The sequence below is a fragment of the Aureivirga marina genome (assembly GCF_015767265.1).
Taxonomy (GTDB): domain Bacteria; phylum Bacteroidota; class Bacteroidia; order Flavobacteriales; family Flavobacteriaceae; genus Aureivirga; species Aureivirga marina.
On sequence record NZ_JADPIB010000001.1, the window covers coordinates 327,543 to 346,006 of the forward strand.

15 protein-coding genes are annotated in these 18,464 nt (G+C 27.5%); 9 read left to right on the forward strand and 6 right to left on the reverse strand.

Annotation, left to right across the window (positions count from 1 at the left end):
• The first annotated feature begins 188 nt into the window (after window positions 1–188).
• The 6 genes from I1A51_RS01565 (at window position 189) to I1A51_RS01590 (ending at window position 9,881) form a co-directional block, all read left to right on the forward strand.
• Window positions 189–1,304 (forward strand): adenylate kinase, encoded by a 1,116-nt coding sequence (locus I1A51_RS01565; protein WP_196890620.1) that lies wholly within the window; start codon window positions 189–191, stop codon window positions 1,302–1,304.
• 39 nt (window positions 1,305–1,343) lie between these two features.
• Entirely contained in the window at window positions 1,344–2,336 is a 993-nt protein-coding gene (obgE, locus tag I1A51_RS01570; RefSeq protein WP_196890621.1) for a GTPase ObgE, read from the forward strand.
• A gap of 259 nt (window positions 2,337–2,595) precedes the next feature.
• The gene (locus I1A51_RS01575) at window positions 2,596–3,027 is read left to right on the forward strand and encodes a lipocalin family protein (RefSeq protein WP_196890622.1); all 432 of its coding nucleotides are present in this window, start codon (window positions 2,596–2,598) and stop codon (window positions 3,025–3,027) included.
• Between the two features lie 1,238 nt (window positions 3,028–4,265).
• Window positions 4,266–5,960, forward strand: a complete 1,695-nt coding sequence (locus tag I1A51_RS01580; RefSeq protein WP_196890623.1) for a hypothetical protein — start codon at window positions 4,266–4,268, stop codon at window positions 5,958–5,960.
• A gap of 404 nt (window positions 5,961–6,364) precedes the next feature.
• Window positions 6,365–7,897 (forward strand): glutamine-hydrolyzing GMP synthase, encoded by a 1,533-nt coding sequence (gene guaA / locus I1A51_RS01585; RefSeq protein WP_196890624.1) that lies wholly within the window; start codon window positions 6,365–6,367, stop codon window positions 7,895–7,897.
• A gap of 13 nt (window positions 7,898–7,910) precedes the next feature.
• On the forward strand, window positions 7,911–9,881 hold the full coding sequence (locus I1A51_RS01590) for a LysM peptidoglycan-binding domain-containing protein (RefSeq protein WP_196890625.1): 1,971 nt from the start codon (window positions 7,911–7,913) through the stop codon (window positions 9,879–9,881).
• A 47-nt stretch (window positions 9,882–9,928) separates the two neighbouring features.
• On the opposite strand, the gene I1A51_RS01595 is transcribed toward I1A51_RS01590, so the two are convergent.
• Window positions 9,929–10,360, reverse strand: coding sequence for a hypothetical protein (locus I1A51_RS01595; protein ID WP_196890626.1), 432 nt, complete (start codon window positions 10,358–10,360; stop codon window positions 9,929–9,931).
• A 178-nt stretch (window positions 10,361–10,538) separates the two neighbouring features.
• Here I1A51_RS01595 and I1A51_RS01600 point away from each other — a divergent pair, with 178 nt between their 5' ends.
• Window positions 10,539–11,042, forward strand: coding sequence for a DUF456 domain-containing protein (locus I1A51_RS01600; RefSeq protein WP_196890627.1), 504 nt, complete (start codon window positions 10,539–10,541; stop codon window positions 11,040–11,042).
• A 40-nt stretch (window positions 11,043–11,082) separates the two neighbouring features.
• Here I1A51_RS01600 and I1A51_RS01605 read toward each other — a convergent pair whose 3' ends face one another.
• The 3 genes from I1A51_RS01605 to I1A51_RS01615 all read right to left on the reverse strand — a co-directional run bounded on the left by I1A51_RS01605 (window position 11,083) and on the right by I1A51_RS01615 (window position 14,794).
• The gene (locus tag I1A51_RS01605) at window positions 11,083–11,847 is read right to left on the reverse strand and encodes a glucosaminidase domain-containing protein (RefSeq protein ID WP_196890628.1); all 765 of its coding nucleotides are present in this window, start codon (window positions 11,845–11,847) and stop codon (window positions 11,083–11,085) included.
• A 65-nt stretch (window positions 11,848–11,912) separates the two neighbouring features.
• Window positions 11,913–12,854 carry a 1-aminocyclopropane-1-carboxylate deaminase/D-cysteine desulfhydrase gene (locus I1A51_RS01610; protein WP_196890629.1) on the reverse strand — a complete coding sequence of 314 codons (942 nt, stop codon included), beginning with the start codon at window positions 12,852–12,854 and terminating at the stop codon, window positions 11,913–11,915.
• A 17-nt stretch (window positions 12,855–12,871) separates the two neighbouring features.
• Window positions 12,872–14,794, reverse strand: coding sequence for an ABC-F family ATP-binding cassette domain-containing protein (locus I1A51_RS01615; RefSeq protein ID WP_196890630.1), 1,923 nt, complete (start codon window positions 14,792–14,794; stop codon window positions 12,872–12,874).
• 194 nt (window positions 14,795–14,988) lie between these two features.
• On the opposite strand from I1A51_RS01615, the gene I1A51_RS01620 reads away from it, so the two are divergent.
• Window positions 14,989–15,378: a DUF983 domain-containing protein gene (locus tag I1A51_RS01620; RefSeq protein WP_231373929.1), complete on the forward strand. Its 390-nt coding sequence runs from the start codon at window positions 14,989–14,991 to the stop codon at window positions 15,376–15,378.
• A 116-nt stretch (window positions 15,379–15,494) separates the two neighbouring features.
• Complete coding sequence (locus I1A51_RS01625) at window positions 15,495–16,307, forward strand: T9SS type A sorting domain-containing protein (RefSeq protein ID WP_196890631.1); 813 nt, start codon at window positions 15,495–15,497, stop codon at window positions 16,305–16,307.
• A 34-nt stretch (window positions 16,308–16,341) separates the two neighbouring features.
• On the opposite strand, the gene I1A51_RS01630 is transcribed toward I1A51_RS01625, so the two are convergent.
• Both I1A51_RS01630 and I1A51_RS01635 read right to left on the reverse strand, forming a co-directional pair.
• A complete protein-coding gene (locus I1A51_RS01630; RefSeq protein ID WP_196890632.1) occupies window positions 16,342–17,385 on the reverse strand; it encodes an NAD(P)/FAD-dependent oxidoreductase in 1,044 nt (347 codons plus the stop codon).
• Between the two features lie 115 nt (window positions 17,386–17,500).
• Complete coding sequence (locus tag I1A51_RS01635; protein ID WP_196890633.1) at window positions 17,501–18,457, reverse strand: M20/M25/M40 family metallo-hydrolase; 957 nt, start codon at window positions 18,455–18,457, stop codon at window positions 17,501–17,503.
• Window positions 18,458–18,464 lie beyond the last annotated feature (7 nt).

Genomic DNA, 18,464 nt, shown 5'->3' on the forward strand with positions numbered 1-18,464 from the left:
ACTATATTTGCAAAACCGTTTTGATTTTTATCAAGACGGTTTTTATTTTTTTTAATAACAACAACACACACAACTAAATTACTAATTAACGTTCTTTACTTACTGTTTTTGAATAGGATAAATTGAAAATTCTAATTGAATTTATCAATGTATTCTTAACTTTGTAGAGAATTGAAAAATTTGAGAAAATGATAAAACTACACGACAAGTATTTTGAGCAATATATCTCAGAAGAGACCATTAAAGAAGCAGTAGTTTCTTTAGCTAGACAAGTAGAAAAAGATCATCAAGATGAAACTCCATTATTCATTGGAATATTAAATGGTTGTTTCTTATTTGTAGCGGATTTCATAAGAGAATACAACTTTCCATGTGAAATCTCATTTCTTAAATTAGCTTCATATCACGGAACTTCAAGTACTGGAAAAGTGAAACAACTTGTAGGGGTAAATGAAGATTTAACAAACAGAACTGTTATTATTCTTGAAGATATTATTGACACAGGTAATACTTTAGAAGAATTATACAGAATTCTAGCAGACAAAAATTTAAAACAATTAAAAACAGCTACTTTATTTTTAAAACCGGATGTTTACCAAAAAGATTTACCAGTAGATTATGTAGGAATGGAAATTCCTGATGATTTTATTGTTGGATATGGTTTAGATTATAATGGTTTAGGAAGAAATTTAGCTTCAATTTATAAATTGACAACACCAAAGAAAATGACAAACATTGTATTATTCGGACCTCCAGGTGCAGGAAAAGGAACACAAGCAGAAATTTTAAAAGATAAATATAACCTTGTTCACATTTCAACTGGAGATGTTTTCAGATATAATATCAAAAATGAAACTGAACTTGGAAAATTAGCAAAAACATACATGGATGATGGAAATTTAGTACCTGATGAAGTTACAATTAGTATGTTAGAAGCAGAAGTAAATAAAAATGCAGAAGCAAATGGATTTATTTTTGATGGTTTCCCAAGAACAGAATCGCAAGCTGTTGCTCTTGATAAATTTTTAGAAACAAAAGGTTCTAAAGTTAACGGAATGGTTGCTTTAGAAGTTCCTGAAGATTTACTAGTTGATAGAATCTTAGAAAGAGGAAAAACTAGTGGAAGAACAGATGATCAAGATGTTTCAAAAATCAAAAATCGTTTTGAAGAATACAATACAAAAACAGCTATTTTAAAAGATTATTACGAAGCAAAAGATGAGTATTTCGGAGTAGATGGTGTTGGAAGTATTGAAGAAATCACAGGTCGTTTAAGCAACGTACTTGATAAACTAGATGCTTAATCAATTTAAAATTGTTTTTATCATAAAAGATATAGAGATATGACAGAAGGGAATTTTGTAGACTATGTAAAAATCCATGCTAAATCTGGAAAAGGTGGAAAAGGTTCTATGCACCTACACCGTGAGAAATTTGTTGAAAAAGGTGGTCCAGACGGAGGTGATGGAGGTCGTGGAGGACATGTTATTGTTCGAGCAAGTAAACACATGTGGACTCTATATCATTTAAAATTTAAAAAACACTTTAAAGCAGAACATGGTGGTGATGGTGGTTCTAGTAGAAGTACTGGAAAAGATGGAAAAGATGCTATCATTGAAGTACCTTTAGGAACTATTATTCGTGATGGTGAAACAAATCAAATTCTACAAGAATTAACAGAAGATCATCAAGAATTTGTTATTTGTGAAGGTGGAAAAGGTGGTCGAGGAAATTGGCATTTCAAATCTTCCACAAACCAAACTCCACGTTATTCACAACCTGGAATTCCAGCAGAAGAAGGTTGGTTTTTATTAGAATTAAAAGTTTTAGCTGATGTTGGATTAGTTGGATTTCCAAATGCAGGAAAGTCTACCCTACTTTCAGTTATTACGTCTGCAAAACCAAAAATTGCAGATTATGAATTCACTACTTTAAAGCCAAATCTTGGAATTGTTCAATATAGAAATTTCCAATCTTTCGTTATGGCAGATATTCCAGGAATTATCGAAGGAGCTGCTGAAGGAAAAGGTTTAGGTCATCGCTTCCTACGTCATATTGAGCGAAACTCTACTCTATTATTCATGATTCCAGCAGATTCGGATGATGTGAGAAATGAGTATAAAATTCTTTTAAATGAATTGAAAAAACACAATCCTGAATTGTTGGATAAACAACGTTTATTGGCAATCACAAAATCGGATATGTTAGACGACGAATTAAAAGAAGAATTATCACAAGAATTACCTGATGATTTAGAACATGTGTTCATTTCTTCTGTAACACAAACAGGAATTACAGAATTGAAAGATAAACTTTGGGCAATGCTTAATGAATAAAACTATTTAAAGTTCTATATAAACAAGAGGTTATTTAATTATAAATAACCTCTTTTATTTTATTTATCTTATATTCAAATTTTTATCTTTTGATTCAAAATAATTTTTCTAAATGATCAATAATTATTATAAACAATGTTAAAACTTATTTTTAAATGAAATCATTTATTCAAATTTATTTTGATTATTAATATAAAAAATAGATAATTCAATAAAAGAATTAATAATAATTTTAGAAAATAATTAAATTTAAATACTGATGAAACAAATTAAACTCCTTGGAAAATTATTCCTATTATTAATCATAGTTTCTTGTTCAAAAGACGATGATAATACTAATTCGACATTACCTGAAAACATTTTTGGAAAATGGGATTTATATCAAAGTATTTATAAAGGAGAAACATCAAATTATCAACATACAGAAAATTGCGAAAAAGATGGTTATCTATTTACTTCTGAAGGAAATTTTAAAGTAATAAAATATGATTCTAATTGTGAAATTATACCGAATGCACAAGGTAAATATGAGAAATACAATGAAAATACTCTTAAAATAATAGGCACTGAAGGTTTTGATGACGTTTTCTGGGGATATGAAATTAATCAAGATAATTCCGAATTACGTATTATTGTTCCCCCAATAAATTCATCAGATGAGTTTACATTAATCTTTAAAAAAAATAATTAAACTACAAAGAATTAATTTAGTTTATAAAATCATTAAAATATCAAAATTTTACCATTTATAGTCTGATAATTTGATTATTAACTAAATTAAATTTGAATAAAAATGATATGTTTATTTTAAATCATTATAAATATATCATTTTATATTATCTAATTTCTAAATATATTAAATTGTTGGCTTTTGTAAATTATAATTTTTTATGATACTTATTATAGTAAATAATAACCAATTATTAAGAATAAAACATTAAAATAAAAAATATTTTACAAAAAAGTATTAATTTTTAATATTTTTTTATAAATTAGCCTCCTAGAGAAGAACAAAATATTTTAAATTGTTCTTTTTTAAAAATTACTATGAAAAAATTAAATGCTATGAAAAAATTATATATCCATAATCTTATTTAATAAAATTATATTAAATTTTTAATTGTCCTAATATTTTTAAGGTTTGATTATTTTATTAAAAAATTGCTAACAATAATCTTTTCAATTTACATTGTATTTATAAACACTTTTTAATTTAATTGATTTCTTAATAATTAAGAAACCTCTTAATTTGAATAATCCTATCATTATTCAAAAAGATAAATTAATAATACAATTTTAAAGGTTCTTGAATTAAATTATTTATTATTGAATAATTTGATAAAGTATTAAAACTTTAAATGTTTAATCTAACTTATTTTTATATTCTTAAAAATAAAGATCCTATTAATTATAATTCTTTTAAAATTAGAGATAATTAAAATTCTTATAAAATATATTTTTAGTTAGATATTTATCTACAAAATAAGTATAAATCAAAATATAGTTATAATATTTCTATTATTTATTTACAATTTCACACAGAATTGTCTTTAATTAAAGAGAAATATAAAGTAATTATAATTAATGATTTAAAATAAAAATGAAACAAATTAAATTGCTAGAAAAACTCCTTTTATTATTAATTGTATGTTCTTATTCAAGAAGTGATAAGAGTGAAATTTCTTCTTCATTAAAATCTAACATTTTTGGAAAATATAAGTATTTAATAAGCTAATAATTTAATTATTAACCTATCAAAATTGCAAAATCATCTCTAATATCCATAGAGAATTTAAATAATGAAAACATTCTTCGAATTATAAATGAAGAGAATACTGAATTATATTTTATTGTTTCTTCAAAAGAATCGATGAATAAAAATACTTTAAGTTTTAAAAGAATAATTAAATATAAATAAAAATGAAGAAAATGAAATTATTAGGAAAGTTATTCCTATTATTATTAGTCGTAAGTTCTTGTACACAAGACGATTTAACAGAAACTCAAAATTTACAAACTTCTAAACATTTAAAACGTGAAACAACTCTATTTCCAACCATAGAAAATGGTATTTTAAAATTTAATAGTAACAAACACGTTGGAGATTTTGTTAATCATTTAAAAGGATTTGATGATGCAGAAAAAATATCTAAAGCTCTAAATCATTTTTATCACGATGGTTTTGTTCCATTAAATCCATATTTTGATTTTGCAAATGAATCTCTTTTTAAAGAATGGGCTAAAGAAAAAAGAAAACGTACTCATAGTGGACCTTTGAGTGATGATGATGGTATAATTTCAGATCATATTTTTGCATCAATTCTAACTGTAAAACGAGAATTAATTGTAAATAACACATTGTATAGATATACACCAATAGGAGTTTTATTTTGTGATGTTAAAAATCAAAAAGATTTGGATACATATATCTCAAATAACAATTTAGATACATCAGAGGAATTAAAACCAGGTATTGTAAGAGGAGAATTTCAAATAGATAATAATATAACTGCTTATGCTCCTAGTATCTTATATAATTTAGATCAGCCATGTTTTGAACTAAATACAACTGAAGCTCCTATTACAGCTGATAATGATTTTGGATATAATGAAGAGGATGCTTATATACAAACCGTTCCTTGTGTAGGTGGTGGAAGCGGAAATGGTAATAATTCAAATGTGTCATCTTGGGAATTAGAAAATGAACATACTTTCACTTTACTTGATGAAATGCAAGCTTTAAGAGATGCAGATCCATGTGGATCATGGGAACAACTTACTAATGGAGTTAGAAGACTATGTGTTACATATCATAACGATAAGCGTAGAACAAGAATATTATTTTGGCATGAAGATTATTATGTTTATAAATCTGTTGGATTAGAGTCTAAACATCAACAAAGTATTGGAGTTACAGTTTTTGGAACAAGATTTGAAACTTGGCATAGAAAAAGAGCTGATGAAATTGCATTAGCTATTGATCAAGTTTGCTTTGCAGCTGAAGCACCAAATCAAATTCCAAATTATGAAGGTTTAATTAATGGTCAAAGAACATATTATTATGGAAATAAAAGATATAATGAAAATTTAATAGGTAATATTCCTTACCTTGGAGAAAATGTTCCAAATCCATATATTCCACAAACTCCTTTTACAGATGATATAATTGTTCATGAAATTATGAATATACCTTTAGTTGGAGAAATTGGAAACTTCAAATTAGAAGCAGAAAAATTAAATGAAATGTTTTGGTCTAATGTTTGGGATAATGCTGAGTCTTTAATGAAAAAATTAGATGGAGAAAAGCCTGTAACCTATATTGTTCAAACTCCTCAAAAAGTTTATATTAATCACATAAATGTTACAGCACGTGGTTTAAATAGAAGATTTATAAGAAATACTTTAGCTGCTGATTGGGGTATTCAATTAAAACTTACTTTAAATTTCAATAATGATGGAACTATCAATACAAACTTTGATGATTGGCAAAAACCTGGTACATATTTAAGTGCTTTAGATTTACCTCAATTATATGAGTTTTCAGAGTTTAATGTAAATTTCATGGGATTAACCAGATTAGGAAATACATGGAAAGGAGCAAAAATGGTTTTCACTGAAGATTAATTTTTAAAATATTTTTCATAACATAAAACAAGAGGTTATTTACAATTAAATAACCTCTTTTATTTTACTATAGATTAGGTATTTACATTTTTAATCTCTAATTTTAATAGAGAGTCTATTTAATTTTAAATCAAAAATTAAATACTTGAAAAGATTATAAAAAGAAAGAAAAAGCAGCAAATTCTCAAGAGTTTTTGCAGAAAGAAGATTGAGTTGAAATTAGTTACATATTGAAATAAAATATTCTATTTTTGTCTAACAAAAGAGAAATAGTTAATATTAAAGTCTAACTTTCAAAGAAATGGATTTTCATTCTGTGAACAAAATCTTATTAATTCTTTTAATGTGAAGAAAAAATATGGTTAAAAGAACATCTAATTTTTGAAATTATTTTACTTTTGCGAATGCAACACAAAGTACTAATATTAGATTTCGGATCGCAATACACGCAATTAATTGCACGTAGAGTTAGAGAACTCAACATATTTTGCGAAATTAAACCATACAATTTTGTATTGGAAGATACCTCAGAGTATAAAGCGGTTATTCTGTCAGGAAGTCCATATTCTGTAAGAGGAGAGGACGTTCTTCACCCTGAATTAAAAAACATTAAAGGAAAATTACCATTACTAGCAGTGTGTTATGGATCACAATATCTTGCACATTTTTATGGAGGAAAAGTAGCTCCTTCTAAAACTAGAGAATATGGTAGGGCACATTTATCATTCATTGATAAAGAAGAAACTCTTTTTGAAAACATTAATGATGGTAGCCAAGTTTGGATGAGTCATAGTGATACAATCACAGAGTTACCAGATCATTATAAAATGATTGCTTCTACAAAAGATGTAGAAAATGCGGCTTATAAAATTGAAGGAGAAGACACATTTGCTATTCAATTCCACCCAGAAGTTTATCATTCTACAGATGGAAAAAAATTATTGGAAAACTTTTTAGTAAATATTGCTGGGGTTTCTCAAGATTGGACACCAAATTCTTTTATTGAAGAAACTGTTTCTGAATTAAAAGAAAAATTAGGAAATGATAAAGTTATTCTAGGTTTATCTGGAGGAGTAGATTCTACTGTAGCTGCTGTTTTATTAAACAAAGCAATCGGAGATAATTTACAAGGTATTTTTGTAAATAACGGTCTTTTAAGAAAAGGAGAATTTGAAAGCGTTTTAAAGCAATATGAAGGAATGGGATTAAATGTAAAAGGAGTTGATGCTTCTGATAAATTTATTTCTGCTTTAAAAGGTGTAACAGAACCAGAGCAAAAAAGAAAAATTATTGGACGTGTTTTCATTGAAGTATTTGATGAAGAATCACACCAAATTGATGATGCAAAATGGTTAGGTCAAGGAACAATTTATCCAGATGTAATCGAATCTGTATCTGCAACAGGAGGACCTTCTGCAACAATTAAATCACATCATAATGTTGGTGGTTTACCAGATTTCATGAAATTAAAAGTTGTAGAACCTTTAAGAATGTTATTTAAAGATGAAGTTCGTAGAGTTGGAAAATCTTTAGGTATTCATGAAGAACTTCTTGGAAGACACCCATTTCCAGGGCCTGGACTTGGAATTAGAATCCTTGGAGAAGTAACAGAAGAAAAAGTAAAAATATTACAAGAAGTAGATTCTATTTTTATAAATGGATTAAAGGAATGGAATTTGTATAACAACGTTTGGCAAGCTGGAGCAATGCTTCTTCCTGTAGAATCTGTAGGAGTTATGGGAGATGAACGTACTTATGAAAAAGTCGTAGCTTTGCGTGCAGTAGAATCAACAGATGGTATGACAGCCGACTGGGTAGATTTGCCTTATGAATTTTTAAGAAAAACATCAAACGAAATTATTAACAAAGTTAAAGGTGTTAATAGAGTTGTGTATGATATAAGCTCAAAACCACCTGCAACAATTGAATGGGAATAAAAAATTTTAGATTATGAAAAAACTACAACTTCTTCTTATAGTGACGTTTTTAGTTATAATTTCTGCCAGTGCTCAAGCTCAGAAGAAATATATTTCTTATAAAGTAAAGCAAGGTGAAACAATAAAAAGTATTGCAAAGGATAATGAACTTAAAGAGAAAGATCTTCTAAAGTTAAATCCTGATGTGGACAAAAAACCACAAGCAAATACAATGATTATTATTCCAAATCCACATTATGATAGAAATGCTTCATTTAAAGATGAAGTTGTAGTTCAAAAAATAAGTCCTCAAGAAAAAATTGACAAAGAAAAAGAGGAGCTAAAAAAGAGAATTGAAGAACTACAACAAAAGCAAAAAGAGTTAGAAACAGGTAAATCTGATGAAAATCTTAGAGTTACTAAAGTTAAAAGAAAACCAATCACAAAGAAAATGATGGTTCATGTTGACTCTATTCATACAGTAAAACTTGGTGATAATCTTTATGCTTTATCAAAAAAATACAATGTTTCTTTAGATTCAATCATGATTAAAAATAAACTAGAATCAAATGAATTGGATTTAAATCAAGAACTTATCATTCCAATGATGGTTGAAAAAACTGTTGTTGTTCAACCAAAAGGTGGAGTAAAAAGCATTAAAAAAACTTATCATAAAGTTGTCAAGGGAGATACTTTTTACAGTTTAGGAAATAAATTTAATATTTCAAAAGAGGAATTAATTCGAATGAATCCACAATTAGTGGAAGGTTTAAAAGTAGAACAAGAAATTGTTGTAAAAGAAGAAGTTGAAATGCTTCCTTTTATGCAAAAAAAACAATTCGAAGATGATATCGATACGTCAAGAGAAATCAATGCTTATTTAATGCTTCCTTTTAAAACTTCAAAGCTGAATGATTCAATTTTAATCAATGATTTTAATAAAAGATCTGTTTTAAATATTACAACTGATTTTTATTTAGGAGCAATCGAAGCTGTAGATTCTTTAAGACAACAAGGTGCGAATATTAGAATTAAAGTTTTAGATACAGAAAATTCTATCAAGGAAATAGATTCTTTAAATGAATCAAATGATTTATCTAGAGCAGACATAATCATTGGTCCTTTTTATTTGAAAAATGCTGGTTATACAGCCAATAAAAACAAAAATATTCCAATTGTAGCTCCAATGTTTTCTAAAAAATATTCTAACAAATTATTTGGAGAAAACTTGATTAAAGCTGCACCTAAAAAAGATGGTTTAGAAAATACAATTATCGAATATTTACTAGAAACTTTTGATGATCAAAACATCATTTTAATTGGTGATTCTAGTGAGAAAAACATTTCTAAATTAAATCAAATTGAATCGAAATTTAAATCAATTGATTCTTTGGCTTCTATTGTAAAATTATATCCTAAAGAAGAAAAATATATCAAACGTAAAGATTTATTTGACAGTTTAGATTCTAAAAGAGAAAATATTATTGTAATTACAAGTCCTAATAAAGTAATTATCAATTCTATCAATAATTTGAGTACATTAGATTTAGAAGACGTGGATGCAAAATATGAAGAAGGTTATGAACCTAAAGAAGATTCGAAAGGAAACATTATTGATACATATGATATTCAATTGTTTTCTTTATTAAAAGAAATGCATTATAACTTTATTGATTTAAATTTATTAGGAAAATTAAGCTTTACTTTCCCAAGTGCTGAATATGTAAATATGGAAGATGAAAAAGTTCAAAAATTCTATGATAATTATAGAGTAAAAAACTTTAGAACTCCAACAAAATATGCAATTTCAGGATTTGATATCACTTATGATATTTTGAGTAGATTATTAACAGATGGATCTATTTATGGTTCATTCGAGGAAGGTGTTTCAAGAAGAATTGGAACAAAATTCGAATACAAACAAAAACCTTCAAAAAGCTTTGAAAACTACGGAAATTTCATTTTACAATATGATCCAGATTTAAATGTTCATATTTTAAATTAAAACATAAAATACTAAAAAAGAGTTGAATTAATTTTCAACTCTTTTTTTTAATTCTTTATAATAATCGGAACTTCAAATTCTATATTCGTTGGAATTCCTCTAGAAGTAGCTGGTTTTGCTTTCGGAAAAACTTCTACAGTTTCATATAAAACACTATCCAATCTCGGAAACTCTGCTTTAATTAATTCACTGGAAACTACTTTTGTCAAATGTGAATTTCCTACTGTATCAACTTTAATAATTAATTGAATTGTATCATTTAATTTTTTCTTTGATTTAAAATTTTCTTCATGTAAAGAAGTATAAATTTTATTGGAAATATTTTGAATAAAACATTCTTTTTGCACTTCTTTTGTTTCCAAACTATCACAAACTTCAAACAATGGAAATGCATCAATATTTTGAATAGTTATAATCGAATCAATTTGAACATTTTCTTCTTTTAATGGCTTAGGATTTTGGTTCCGTTTACAGGACATTAAAATGAAAATTAATACAATGTAATATGGCACTTTTACTATCATAATTGAAATTTCTTCAAAATTACATTTTATCTTTCATACTAAGGAAATAGCACTCTATATAAATTTAACAAAAACAATTTAAGTATCTTAGAGCTTTATTTTTAAAAATTGTTTAAAATTCAAAAGAAAATTTATGGATATTGTTTTAATCATCTTAAGTTCCATCTTTATTTTACTTGGAATCATTGGTGCAATTGCTCCAGGAATTCCTGGTCCAATTATGAGTTGGCTTGGCTTATTAATTCTTCATGTAACCGATTTTATCCCTTTTCAAACAAAATTCATCATCATCACTTTGATTATTGCAATCATCGTAACTGTTCTCGATTATGTCATTCCTGCTTTAGGAACTAAAAAATATGGTGGAACAAAATATGGTGTTTGGGGTTCCATAATCGGATTAATCGTTGGAATTATTTTCTTCAATTTTATCGGAGTAATTATCGGGCCTTTTGTTGGAGCTTTTGTTGGAGAATTAATCAAGAACTCACAAGATCATAAAAAGGCTTTAAAAGCTGCTTGGGGAAGTTTTGTAGGATTTCTATTCTCTACGCTATTGAAGTTGATTTTAAGTTTTGTATATCTTTATTATTTCATTAAAGATATTTATAATCATAGCGAATTTTTATTTAACTAAATAAAAAAGCTCTCAAATTTGAGAGCTTTTCTTTTCTATTTTATCTTGTTGGAATTTTCAGTTTTTGACCAATTTTTAAACTGCTTGATTTTAATTTATTCAGTTTTTTAATTGCATCTACTTTTACTCCTCCGTATTTTCTTGAAATTGAATATAAAGTATCTCCTTTCTTCACTGTGTGAATTTTTCCAGAGTTTTTAACTACTTTATCTTTCTTTTGATGAAGAGGTTTGATATTTTTATCATATTTATGCAATTCATATCTATCAATAATCGCAATTAATTTCGTTGGATATTTTGGATCCGTTGCATAACCTGCCTTTTTAAGACCTTTTGCCCACCTCTTATAATCTGTAATTTTATATTCAAATAAGAAAGCATATCTATCTCTTTCAACTAAGAATAATGAATGATCACGGAAAGAATATTTTGGATGTCTATATTTTCTAAAACATTCTTGATCTCTATCATCATCATGATACACTCTTGGTCCTTTCCAATCTTTATGGCATTTTACACCAAAATGGTTATGAGATTTAGATGCTAATTGACTTTTCCCTTTCCCTGATTCTAGAATTCCTTGTGCTAAAGTAATACTCGCTGGAATTCCATATTTTTCCATTTCTTCAATAGCTATTTCTTTATATTCTTCAATATAAACTATTGTCTGTTCATAATCAGATAGTCTTCTTTCACTAGTAGCTGGTTTGTTTGATTTTCTACTAGAAACTGTCTTTTTATTTCCTCCACATGATATTAATAATAAACATACTCCCGCGGACAATAGAATCGTTTTTAATTTCATAAGCTATGTTTGGTTAAAGTGATTTTGTGATTTTTGAATTGGTTGACCTTATCATAAGGAAAATATTATTTTACAATCAAAGGGTATTTCTTTTTTTCTAAAATTTTATTCATCCCATCTATTCCTTGTAATCCTCCAGTATGAATTGCTAAAATTTTGGAACCTGCCTCAAAAAATCCATTTTGGATCATTTTTACAATTCCAAACAACATTTTTCCGGTATATATCGGATCTAAAGGAATATTGGACTGTAAGTTAAAATTATTTATAAAAATAATCAACTCTTTGTTAATTTTTCCATAACCTCCAAAATTATAATTATGAATGAGTTGCCAATTCTCTTTATTATTGTTAATAAGTTTTTTTATGTCTTTTTCTAAAAAGTCGCCTTTCAACGCAGGAAAGCCTAAAACTTTTTGCTGATTTTTACTCGAATTAATTAAGCCAGAAATAGTTCCACCCGTTCCAACAGCCGAACAAATATAATCAAACATTTTTTCTTCTTCTGTCAAAATTTCTTCACAACCTTTTACAGCTAAATCATTTGTTCCTCCTTCTGGAACCAAATAAAAATCTCCGAATTTTTGTTTTAATTGTTCAATAAATTCTTTTGTATTCTTTTCTCGATAAGCAGATCTTGTTACAAATTCCAACTGCATGCCATTTTCCACAGCAAATTTTAAAGTTGGATTTGAAGCTAAAGTTTTCTCCAAATCATTTGCTAGTTCCTCTCCACGAATGATTCCAATAGTTTTAAATCCACATAAATTTCCAGCTGATGCAGTTGCAGCAATATGATTTGAATATGCTCCACCAAATGTCAAAAGAACTTTCTTATTTTGCTTCTGTGCTTCAAAAATATTGTATTTTAATTTTCGAAATTTATTCCCAGAAACAAAAGTATGCAATTCATCTTCTCGCTTAATATATAACGAAACGCCACTAACTTTTATTTCTGAAAGTTCTATTTTCTGAATTCTACTATGTACTTTTTCTAAAAATATCATCTTTTCAAAATTAAAATTTATCCTTCTAATTCTGCTAACTTTTCTTCTAATACTTCCCACTCTTCCATCGAATCTTCTAGCTTTTTCTTTTTTGCTTCATATTCTTTAAAAAAGTCTGGATTTTGAGAAATTTCTTCAAAATTTTCAGCAAGATTTACATCATCTTTTTCAATCTCTGTTTCTAATCTTGAAATCTCTTTTTCAATTTTTGAAATCTTATTCTTTATTTGTTTTATCTCTTTTCCTGAAGCTTTTTGTGCTTGATATGCTTCTTTTTTTGTTACATCCTTTTCTTCAGAAACTTTTGTTCGCATTTCTGCTTCACGTAAACTTTCAATTTTGTGTTCCTCTAAGAAATAATCAATATCTCCTAAATATTCTTTGATAACTTTATCTTTAAATCCAAAAACTTTAGAAGTTAATCCTTGTAAGAAATCACGATCATGCGAAACTAAAATTAAGGTTCCTTCAAAATTTAGTAATGCTTTTTTCAATACATTTTTAGAAGCAATATCTAAATGGTTTGTCGGCTCATCCATTATTAAAACATTAAAAGGTTCTAATAACATTTTACATAAAGCCAAACGATTTCTTTCTCCTCCAGAAAGTACTTTTACTTTCTTTTCTACATCATCTCCACTAAACAAAAAAGAACCAAGCATATCACGAACTTTAATTCGATTTCCATCATTTGCAGCATCTTCCATTGTTTGTAATAACGTTTTCTCTCCATCTAGATATTCTGCTTGATTTTGTGCAAAATATCCGATTTCTACATTATGACCAAGCTTCATGTTTCCTTCGTGAGCAATTTCTCCAATGATAATTTTTGCTAAAGTTGATTTTCCTTGTCCATTTTGACCGACAAAAGCAATCTTACTTCCTCTTTCTATCATTAAACTTACATCATGAAGAATATTTTTATCTCCATAATTCTTAGAAACATTTTCTGCTGTAACAACAATTTTTCCAGGCTGTTTCGATAAAGGAAATTGCACATTCATCACTGCGTTATCTTCCACATCTACTTCAATTCTTTCAACTCTATCTAGTTTTTTAATTAAAGATTGTGCCATCGAAGCTTTATTTGCTTTCGCTCTAAACTTCTCGATAAGTTGTTCTGTTTGCTTTATTTCTTTTTCTTGATTTTTCTGTTCTTTTAACTGTTGCTCTCTTATTTCTTTTCTTAAAACTAAATATTGAGAATATGGTTTTTTATAATCATAAATACTTCCAAGAGAAATTTCAATCGTTCGATTTGTTACATTATCTAAGAACATTTTATCATGCGAAACCAATACAACAACTCCTGAAAAATTCTTTAAAAATCCTTCTAACCAAATAATCGATTCAATATCTAAATGGTTCGTAGGCTCATCCAGAAGTAAAATATCATTCTTTTGAAGTAGTAATTTCGCCAATTCGATTCGCATTCTCCAACCTCCAGAAAAAGTATCCGTAAGCTTATCAAAATCTTCTCTTTTAAATCCTAAACCTTGAAGAATTTTTTCAGTATCTCCTTTGTAATTATATCCTCCTAGAAGTTCATATCTTGAAGTTGTTTCATTTAGTTTTATGATTAATTCATTATAAGAATCACTTTCATAATCTGTTCTTGAAACTAATTCATTATTAATATTTTCTAACTGTTTCTCCAGTTCTTTAATTTCTGTAAAAGCCTGATATGCTTCTTCTAAAATTGTTCTTCCTTTTACAAAATCAATATCCTGACGAAGAAATCCGATTTTTACATCTTTATCAAAAGCAAGTGTTCCGCCATCGTTTTCGATATCTTTTGCTAAAACTTTTAATAGAGTAGATTTTCCTGCTCCGTTTTTCCCAACAAGTCCTACTCTATCTCCTGCATTTAATTTGAAAGTAATTCCTGAAAATAAATCTTCTCCTCCAAAAGTAACTGTTACATTATGTATATTAACCATGAATTTGTAATTGTATATTAAGAACTGATTTTTGTTTGATTTTCATGTTTTTCTGAGAATCTTAAAAGCAGCTCTGTAAATAAAAGCTTAACTTTGCAAAACTATTATTTTATTTTCAGTAATTGAAATGAAAAAACTATATTAATTCTTTCTAAAATACCTTAAAAACCATAATTAAACCAAAAAATTAAATAATGAAAAAAGGTTCTATTTTCTACAGTATTTTTAAAAACAAATGTCCAAGATGTCAAGAAGGCAATTTTTTTGAATATAAAATGACTTTGAATCCAAAAAAGCTTTTAAAAACAAATGAAACTTGTAGTAACTGTGGATTAAAATTCATGATTGAACCTTCTTTTTTCTATGGAGCAATGTATGTAAATTATGCTCTAACTGTAGCAATTGGTGTTGCTGCTTTTATCATTGCAAGGTTTATTTTAAATTTTTCTTCTCTTTTAGATTGCTTCTATGCAATTGTTATTGCTCTATTTTTAACAATGCCTTTAAATTTAAGATTGGCTCGCTTAATTTGGATCAATATTTTCGTAAAATACAATCCGACAAAGCGAGGCGCAAAGAAATAAAACTTCTATAATATTAACCATTCTTTATATTATCTTATCTTTTTTGAGCTTTCTATAGCAAGTAATACTTTTTTTACATTATATTCAAATAATTTTAATTATAAATATATTTTATTATGAAAAAACTATTACTTTTTTGTTTATTCTTAATTTCGTTAAGTATAAACGCACAAACACCTCCAAATTGGACTGTTACAGATTGTAACGGAGCATCTTATACTTTACATGATTTAATTGCACAAAATAAAGCAGTTATTGTAGATATGGGTGCACAATGGTGTGGACCATGCCAAAGTGCAGCACCTTATATTCAAGAACTTTATGAATTATATGGTGAAAATCAAGAAGATGTAATTTTTCTTGGAATGTTATACCAAAATGTAAGTGGAGCTAGCTCAACTTGTGAAACAATCACAGAATGGGATACTGACTTAAACTTACATTATCCTACTGTTCCTGCATCAGCTAATGGATCTTCAAATAATGATGCAATTAGTACGTTATTTAATACTTATAATGTAACTGGAATCCCATTCTTTATCATGTTTGTTCCAGATCCTGATACTGGTCACCCAATGGTTGCTTACAATGATAATGATACAACTGAGCCTAATTTCTATGTTGGAATTAAAAATGCTTTAGCAGCTCATAACTACCAAGAAGGTGGTGAATTATTAGATAATGAAGAATTCGGAATTTCTACTATTTTTTCAGTATACCCTAACCCTGCTACTGATATCTTAAAAGTGGAAACAAATTCTGCAACTACATTAAAATCAATCAAAGTAATTTCAATTAGAGGAAATGTTGTAAAAGAATTATCAGGAGATAATTCTGCAATAAATATTTCTGATTTAACTTCAGGAGTTTACTTTTTAGAAGCACAATTCGACAAAGGAACAAAAAGAGTTAAATTTATTAAAAGTTAAATACTGAAAAAGGGAACTTTAAAGTTCCCTTTTTTTATTTCTCAAATCGATTAATACAATATTCTTTATCGATTTCTTTATTTTCTTCTAAAAATTCATAAAGCATTTTAGCAGCAGTTGGAGCAATCATAACCCCACGAGTTCCTAAACCATTTAAAATTGCTAATGATTTATATTGAGGATGTACACCAACTAATGGTCTTCGATCTTTTACTGTTGGACGAATTCCAGCTGTTTGATTTATGATTTCATAAGGAACATTGATAACAGTTTTTAATTTTTCTACCAATTCATTTTTCCCTTCTTCACTTGGTTCTAAACTTTTATCTTTCCAATTAAAAGTAGCTCCAACTTTATATAAATCATCTCCTAATGGCAATACAAAAACAGCTGATTTTAATAAATAATCTATCTTTAGATTTGGTGCTTTAATCGTTATTAATTCACCTTTTGCTTCTTGCATCGGAAGATAATTAAAAAATGGATTTTGTTTTAATCCAAAACCTTCACAGAAAACAATTTTAGAAACTGTAATATCTTGATATTTTACAATTTTATCCGTAAAAACCAAATCATCATAATCGAAAGATATTTCACGAATACTATTGGTTTCTCTTAAAAAAGCTTTATAATCATTCAATAGTTTTTTTGTATAAATCCTTCCTGTATGTTGTAATTTTCCAAAACCAAAAGGCGCATTTACAGCTTCGTTTTCATTTGGAATAACTTTCGGAATCATAAATTCAGAAAGAGCAGGATGATCGCAAGTTGCAAACCAATTATTTTGCTCTTCAATAGATTTAAAACTTCTATAAATTTCTATTGGATAATCGTATTGTGATTCAAATTTTTCTTCTATTTTTTTATAAAAAGGCATCGCTAATTCTAATTGTGAAACAGCGTTCCAAACAGGTGTAAATCTCTTTAAAATTACTGGATTATACATTCCTCCAGCAACATTAGAAGATGTTTGTGAATTATCTTCAAAAACAACAAATGTTTTTCCATGTTCTCTTAATTGTTCCGCAAAAGCCAAACCTGCTAAACCTAAACCAACAATAATATAATCTACTTTCATATTGCAAAGGTAAAACGCAAAAACAGAAATAACTATAACATTTGTTATATATTTAAAATAAAAACACCTTTCTTATTTTAGAGAAAGGTGTTTTTTATGATTCAAAATTGCTGTATTATTTCACTCTTGTTGGTGTATCTTTACCATTTACAATTTCTTCTGTTCCTATCGCAATCAATTTAATTGCATGCATAAGATTTTCCATATTTAATGTTTCTACCTCATCTGTTACTTGATGATAATGTTTGTCTTTATCAATCGCATCTGTAGAAAAAGTATGAGCAGGAACTCCTTTTTTTGCTAAAGGAGCATTATCTGAGCGGTAAAATAATTTAAATCTTTTATAAGGATCTGGATGTAAATTATATTCTGTTCCTTTTAAGTTTTCTTGAATAATTTCTCCTAAACTTGAACGCTCAAATCCAGTTAAAAAAGCACTTTTTACTCCAAAAGAAGAAATTTTACCAATCATTTCAATATTTATTCCAGCAATAATTTTATCAGCATCTATCGTTTCTGCATAATGTTTTGAACCTAAAAGTCCAGATTCTTCTCCAGAAAATGCAACAAAAATAATTGTTCTTTCATTTCCAACTTTTTTAAAATATTCTGCTAAACCAAATAAAGCTGTAACTCCAGAAGCATTGTCATCTGCACCATTTGCAATATGTTCTTTTCCTTCTCCACCAATATATCCGATGTGATCATAATGTGCAGAATAGATTACAAATTCATTTTTTTTAGTTTTTCCTTCTAAAACTCCGATAATATTTTCCATCGGAATATCTTTTGCTACAAATTGTTGACGAAAAGTTTTTCCATCAAATGGTTTTAAACCAATTTTCTTAAAATTCTCTTCAATATAAGTTGCAGCTTTTTCTATTCCATCTGTTCCAATTAACCTTCCTTCCATTTCATCAGAAGCTAAAGTTGTAACTCGTTCTATAACATAAGGAATTGTCACAATTTTATCTAAAATTCTTTTATTTTTAGCCGAAGTCTGTGCGAAAACACTTCCTGAAAGTGCTAACGCAATAATAGGAATCCAAAGTTTTGTTTTAATGCTTTTCATTTCTTAG

What these genes read in the sequence shown, in the direction of transcription:
- I1A51_RS01565 (WP_196890620.1), top strand. Translation starts at nt 189, where the DNA reads ATGATAAAACTACACGACAAGTATTTTGAGCAATATATCTCAGAAGAG.
- obgE (WP_196890621.1), top strand. Translation starts at nt 1,344, where the DNA reads ATGACAGAAGGGAATTTTGTAGACTATGTAAAAATCCATGCTAAATCT.
- I1A51_RS01575 (WP_196890622.1), top strand. Translation starts at nt 2,596, where the DNA reads ATGAAACAAATTAAACTCCTTGGAAAATTATTCCTATTATTAATCATA.
- I1A51_RS01580 (WP_196890623.1), top strand. Translation starts at nt 4,266, where the DNA reads ATGAAATTATTAGGAAAGTTATTCCTATTATTATTAGTCGTAAGTTCT.
- guaA (WP_196890624.1), top strand. Translation starts at nt 6,365, where the DNA reads ATGCAACACAAAGTACTAATATTAGATTTCGGATCGCAATACACGCAA.
- I1A51_RS01590 (WP_196890625.1), top strand. Translation starts at nt 7,911, where the DNA reads ATGAAAAAACTACAACTTCTTCTTATAGTGACGTTTTTAGTTATAATT.
- I1A51_RS01595 (WP_196890626.1), bottom strand. Translation starts at nt 10,360, where the DNA reads ATGTCCTGTAAACGGAACCAAAATCCTAAGCCATTAAAAGAAGAAAAT.
- I1A51_RS01600 (WP_196890627.1), top strand. Translation starts at nt 10,539, where the DNA reads ATGGATATTGTTTTAATCATCTTAAGTTCCATCTTTATTTTACTTGGA.
- I1A51_RS01605 (WP_196890628.1), bottom strand. Translation starts at nt 11,847, where the DNA reads ATGAAATTAAAAACGATTCTATTGTCCGCGGGAGTATGTTTATTATTA.
- I1A51_RS01610 (WP_196890629.1), bottom strand. Translation starts at nt 12,854, where the DNA reads ATGATATTTTTAGAAAAAGTACATAGTAGAATTCAGAAAATAGAACTT.
- I1A51_RS01615 (WP_196890630.1), bottom strand. Translation starts at nt 14,794, where the DNA reads ATGGTTAATATACATAATGTAACAGTTACTTTTGGAGGAGAAGATTTA.
- I1A51_RS01620 (WP_231373929.1), top strand. Translation starts at nt 14,989, where the DNA reads ATGAAAAAAGGTTCTATTTTCTACAGTATTTTTAAAAACAAATGTCCA.
- I1A51_RS01625 (WP_196890631.1), top strand. Translation starts at nt 15,495, where the DNA reads ATGAAAAAACTATTACTTTTTTGTTTATTCTTAATTTCGTTAAGTATA.
- I1A51_RS01630 (WP_196890632.1), bottom strand. Translation starts at nt 17,385, where the DNA reads ATGAAAGTAGATTATATTATTGTTGGTTTAGGTTTAGCAGGTTTGGCT.
- I1A51_RS01635 (WP_196890633.1), bottom strand. Translation starts at nt 18,457, where the DNA reads ATGAAAAGCATTAAAACAAAACTTTGGATTCCTATTATTGCGTTAGCA.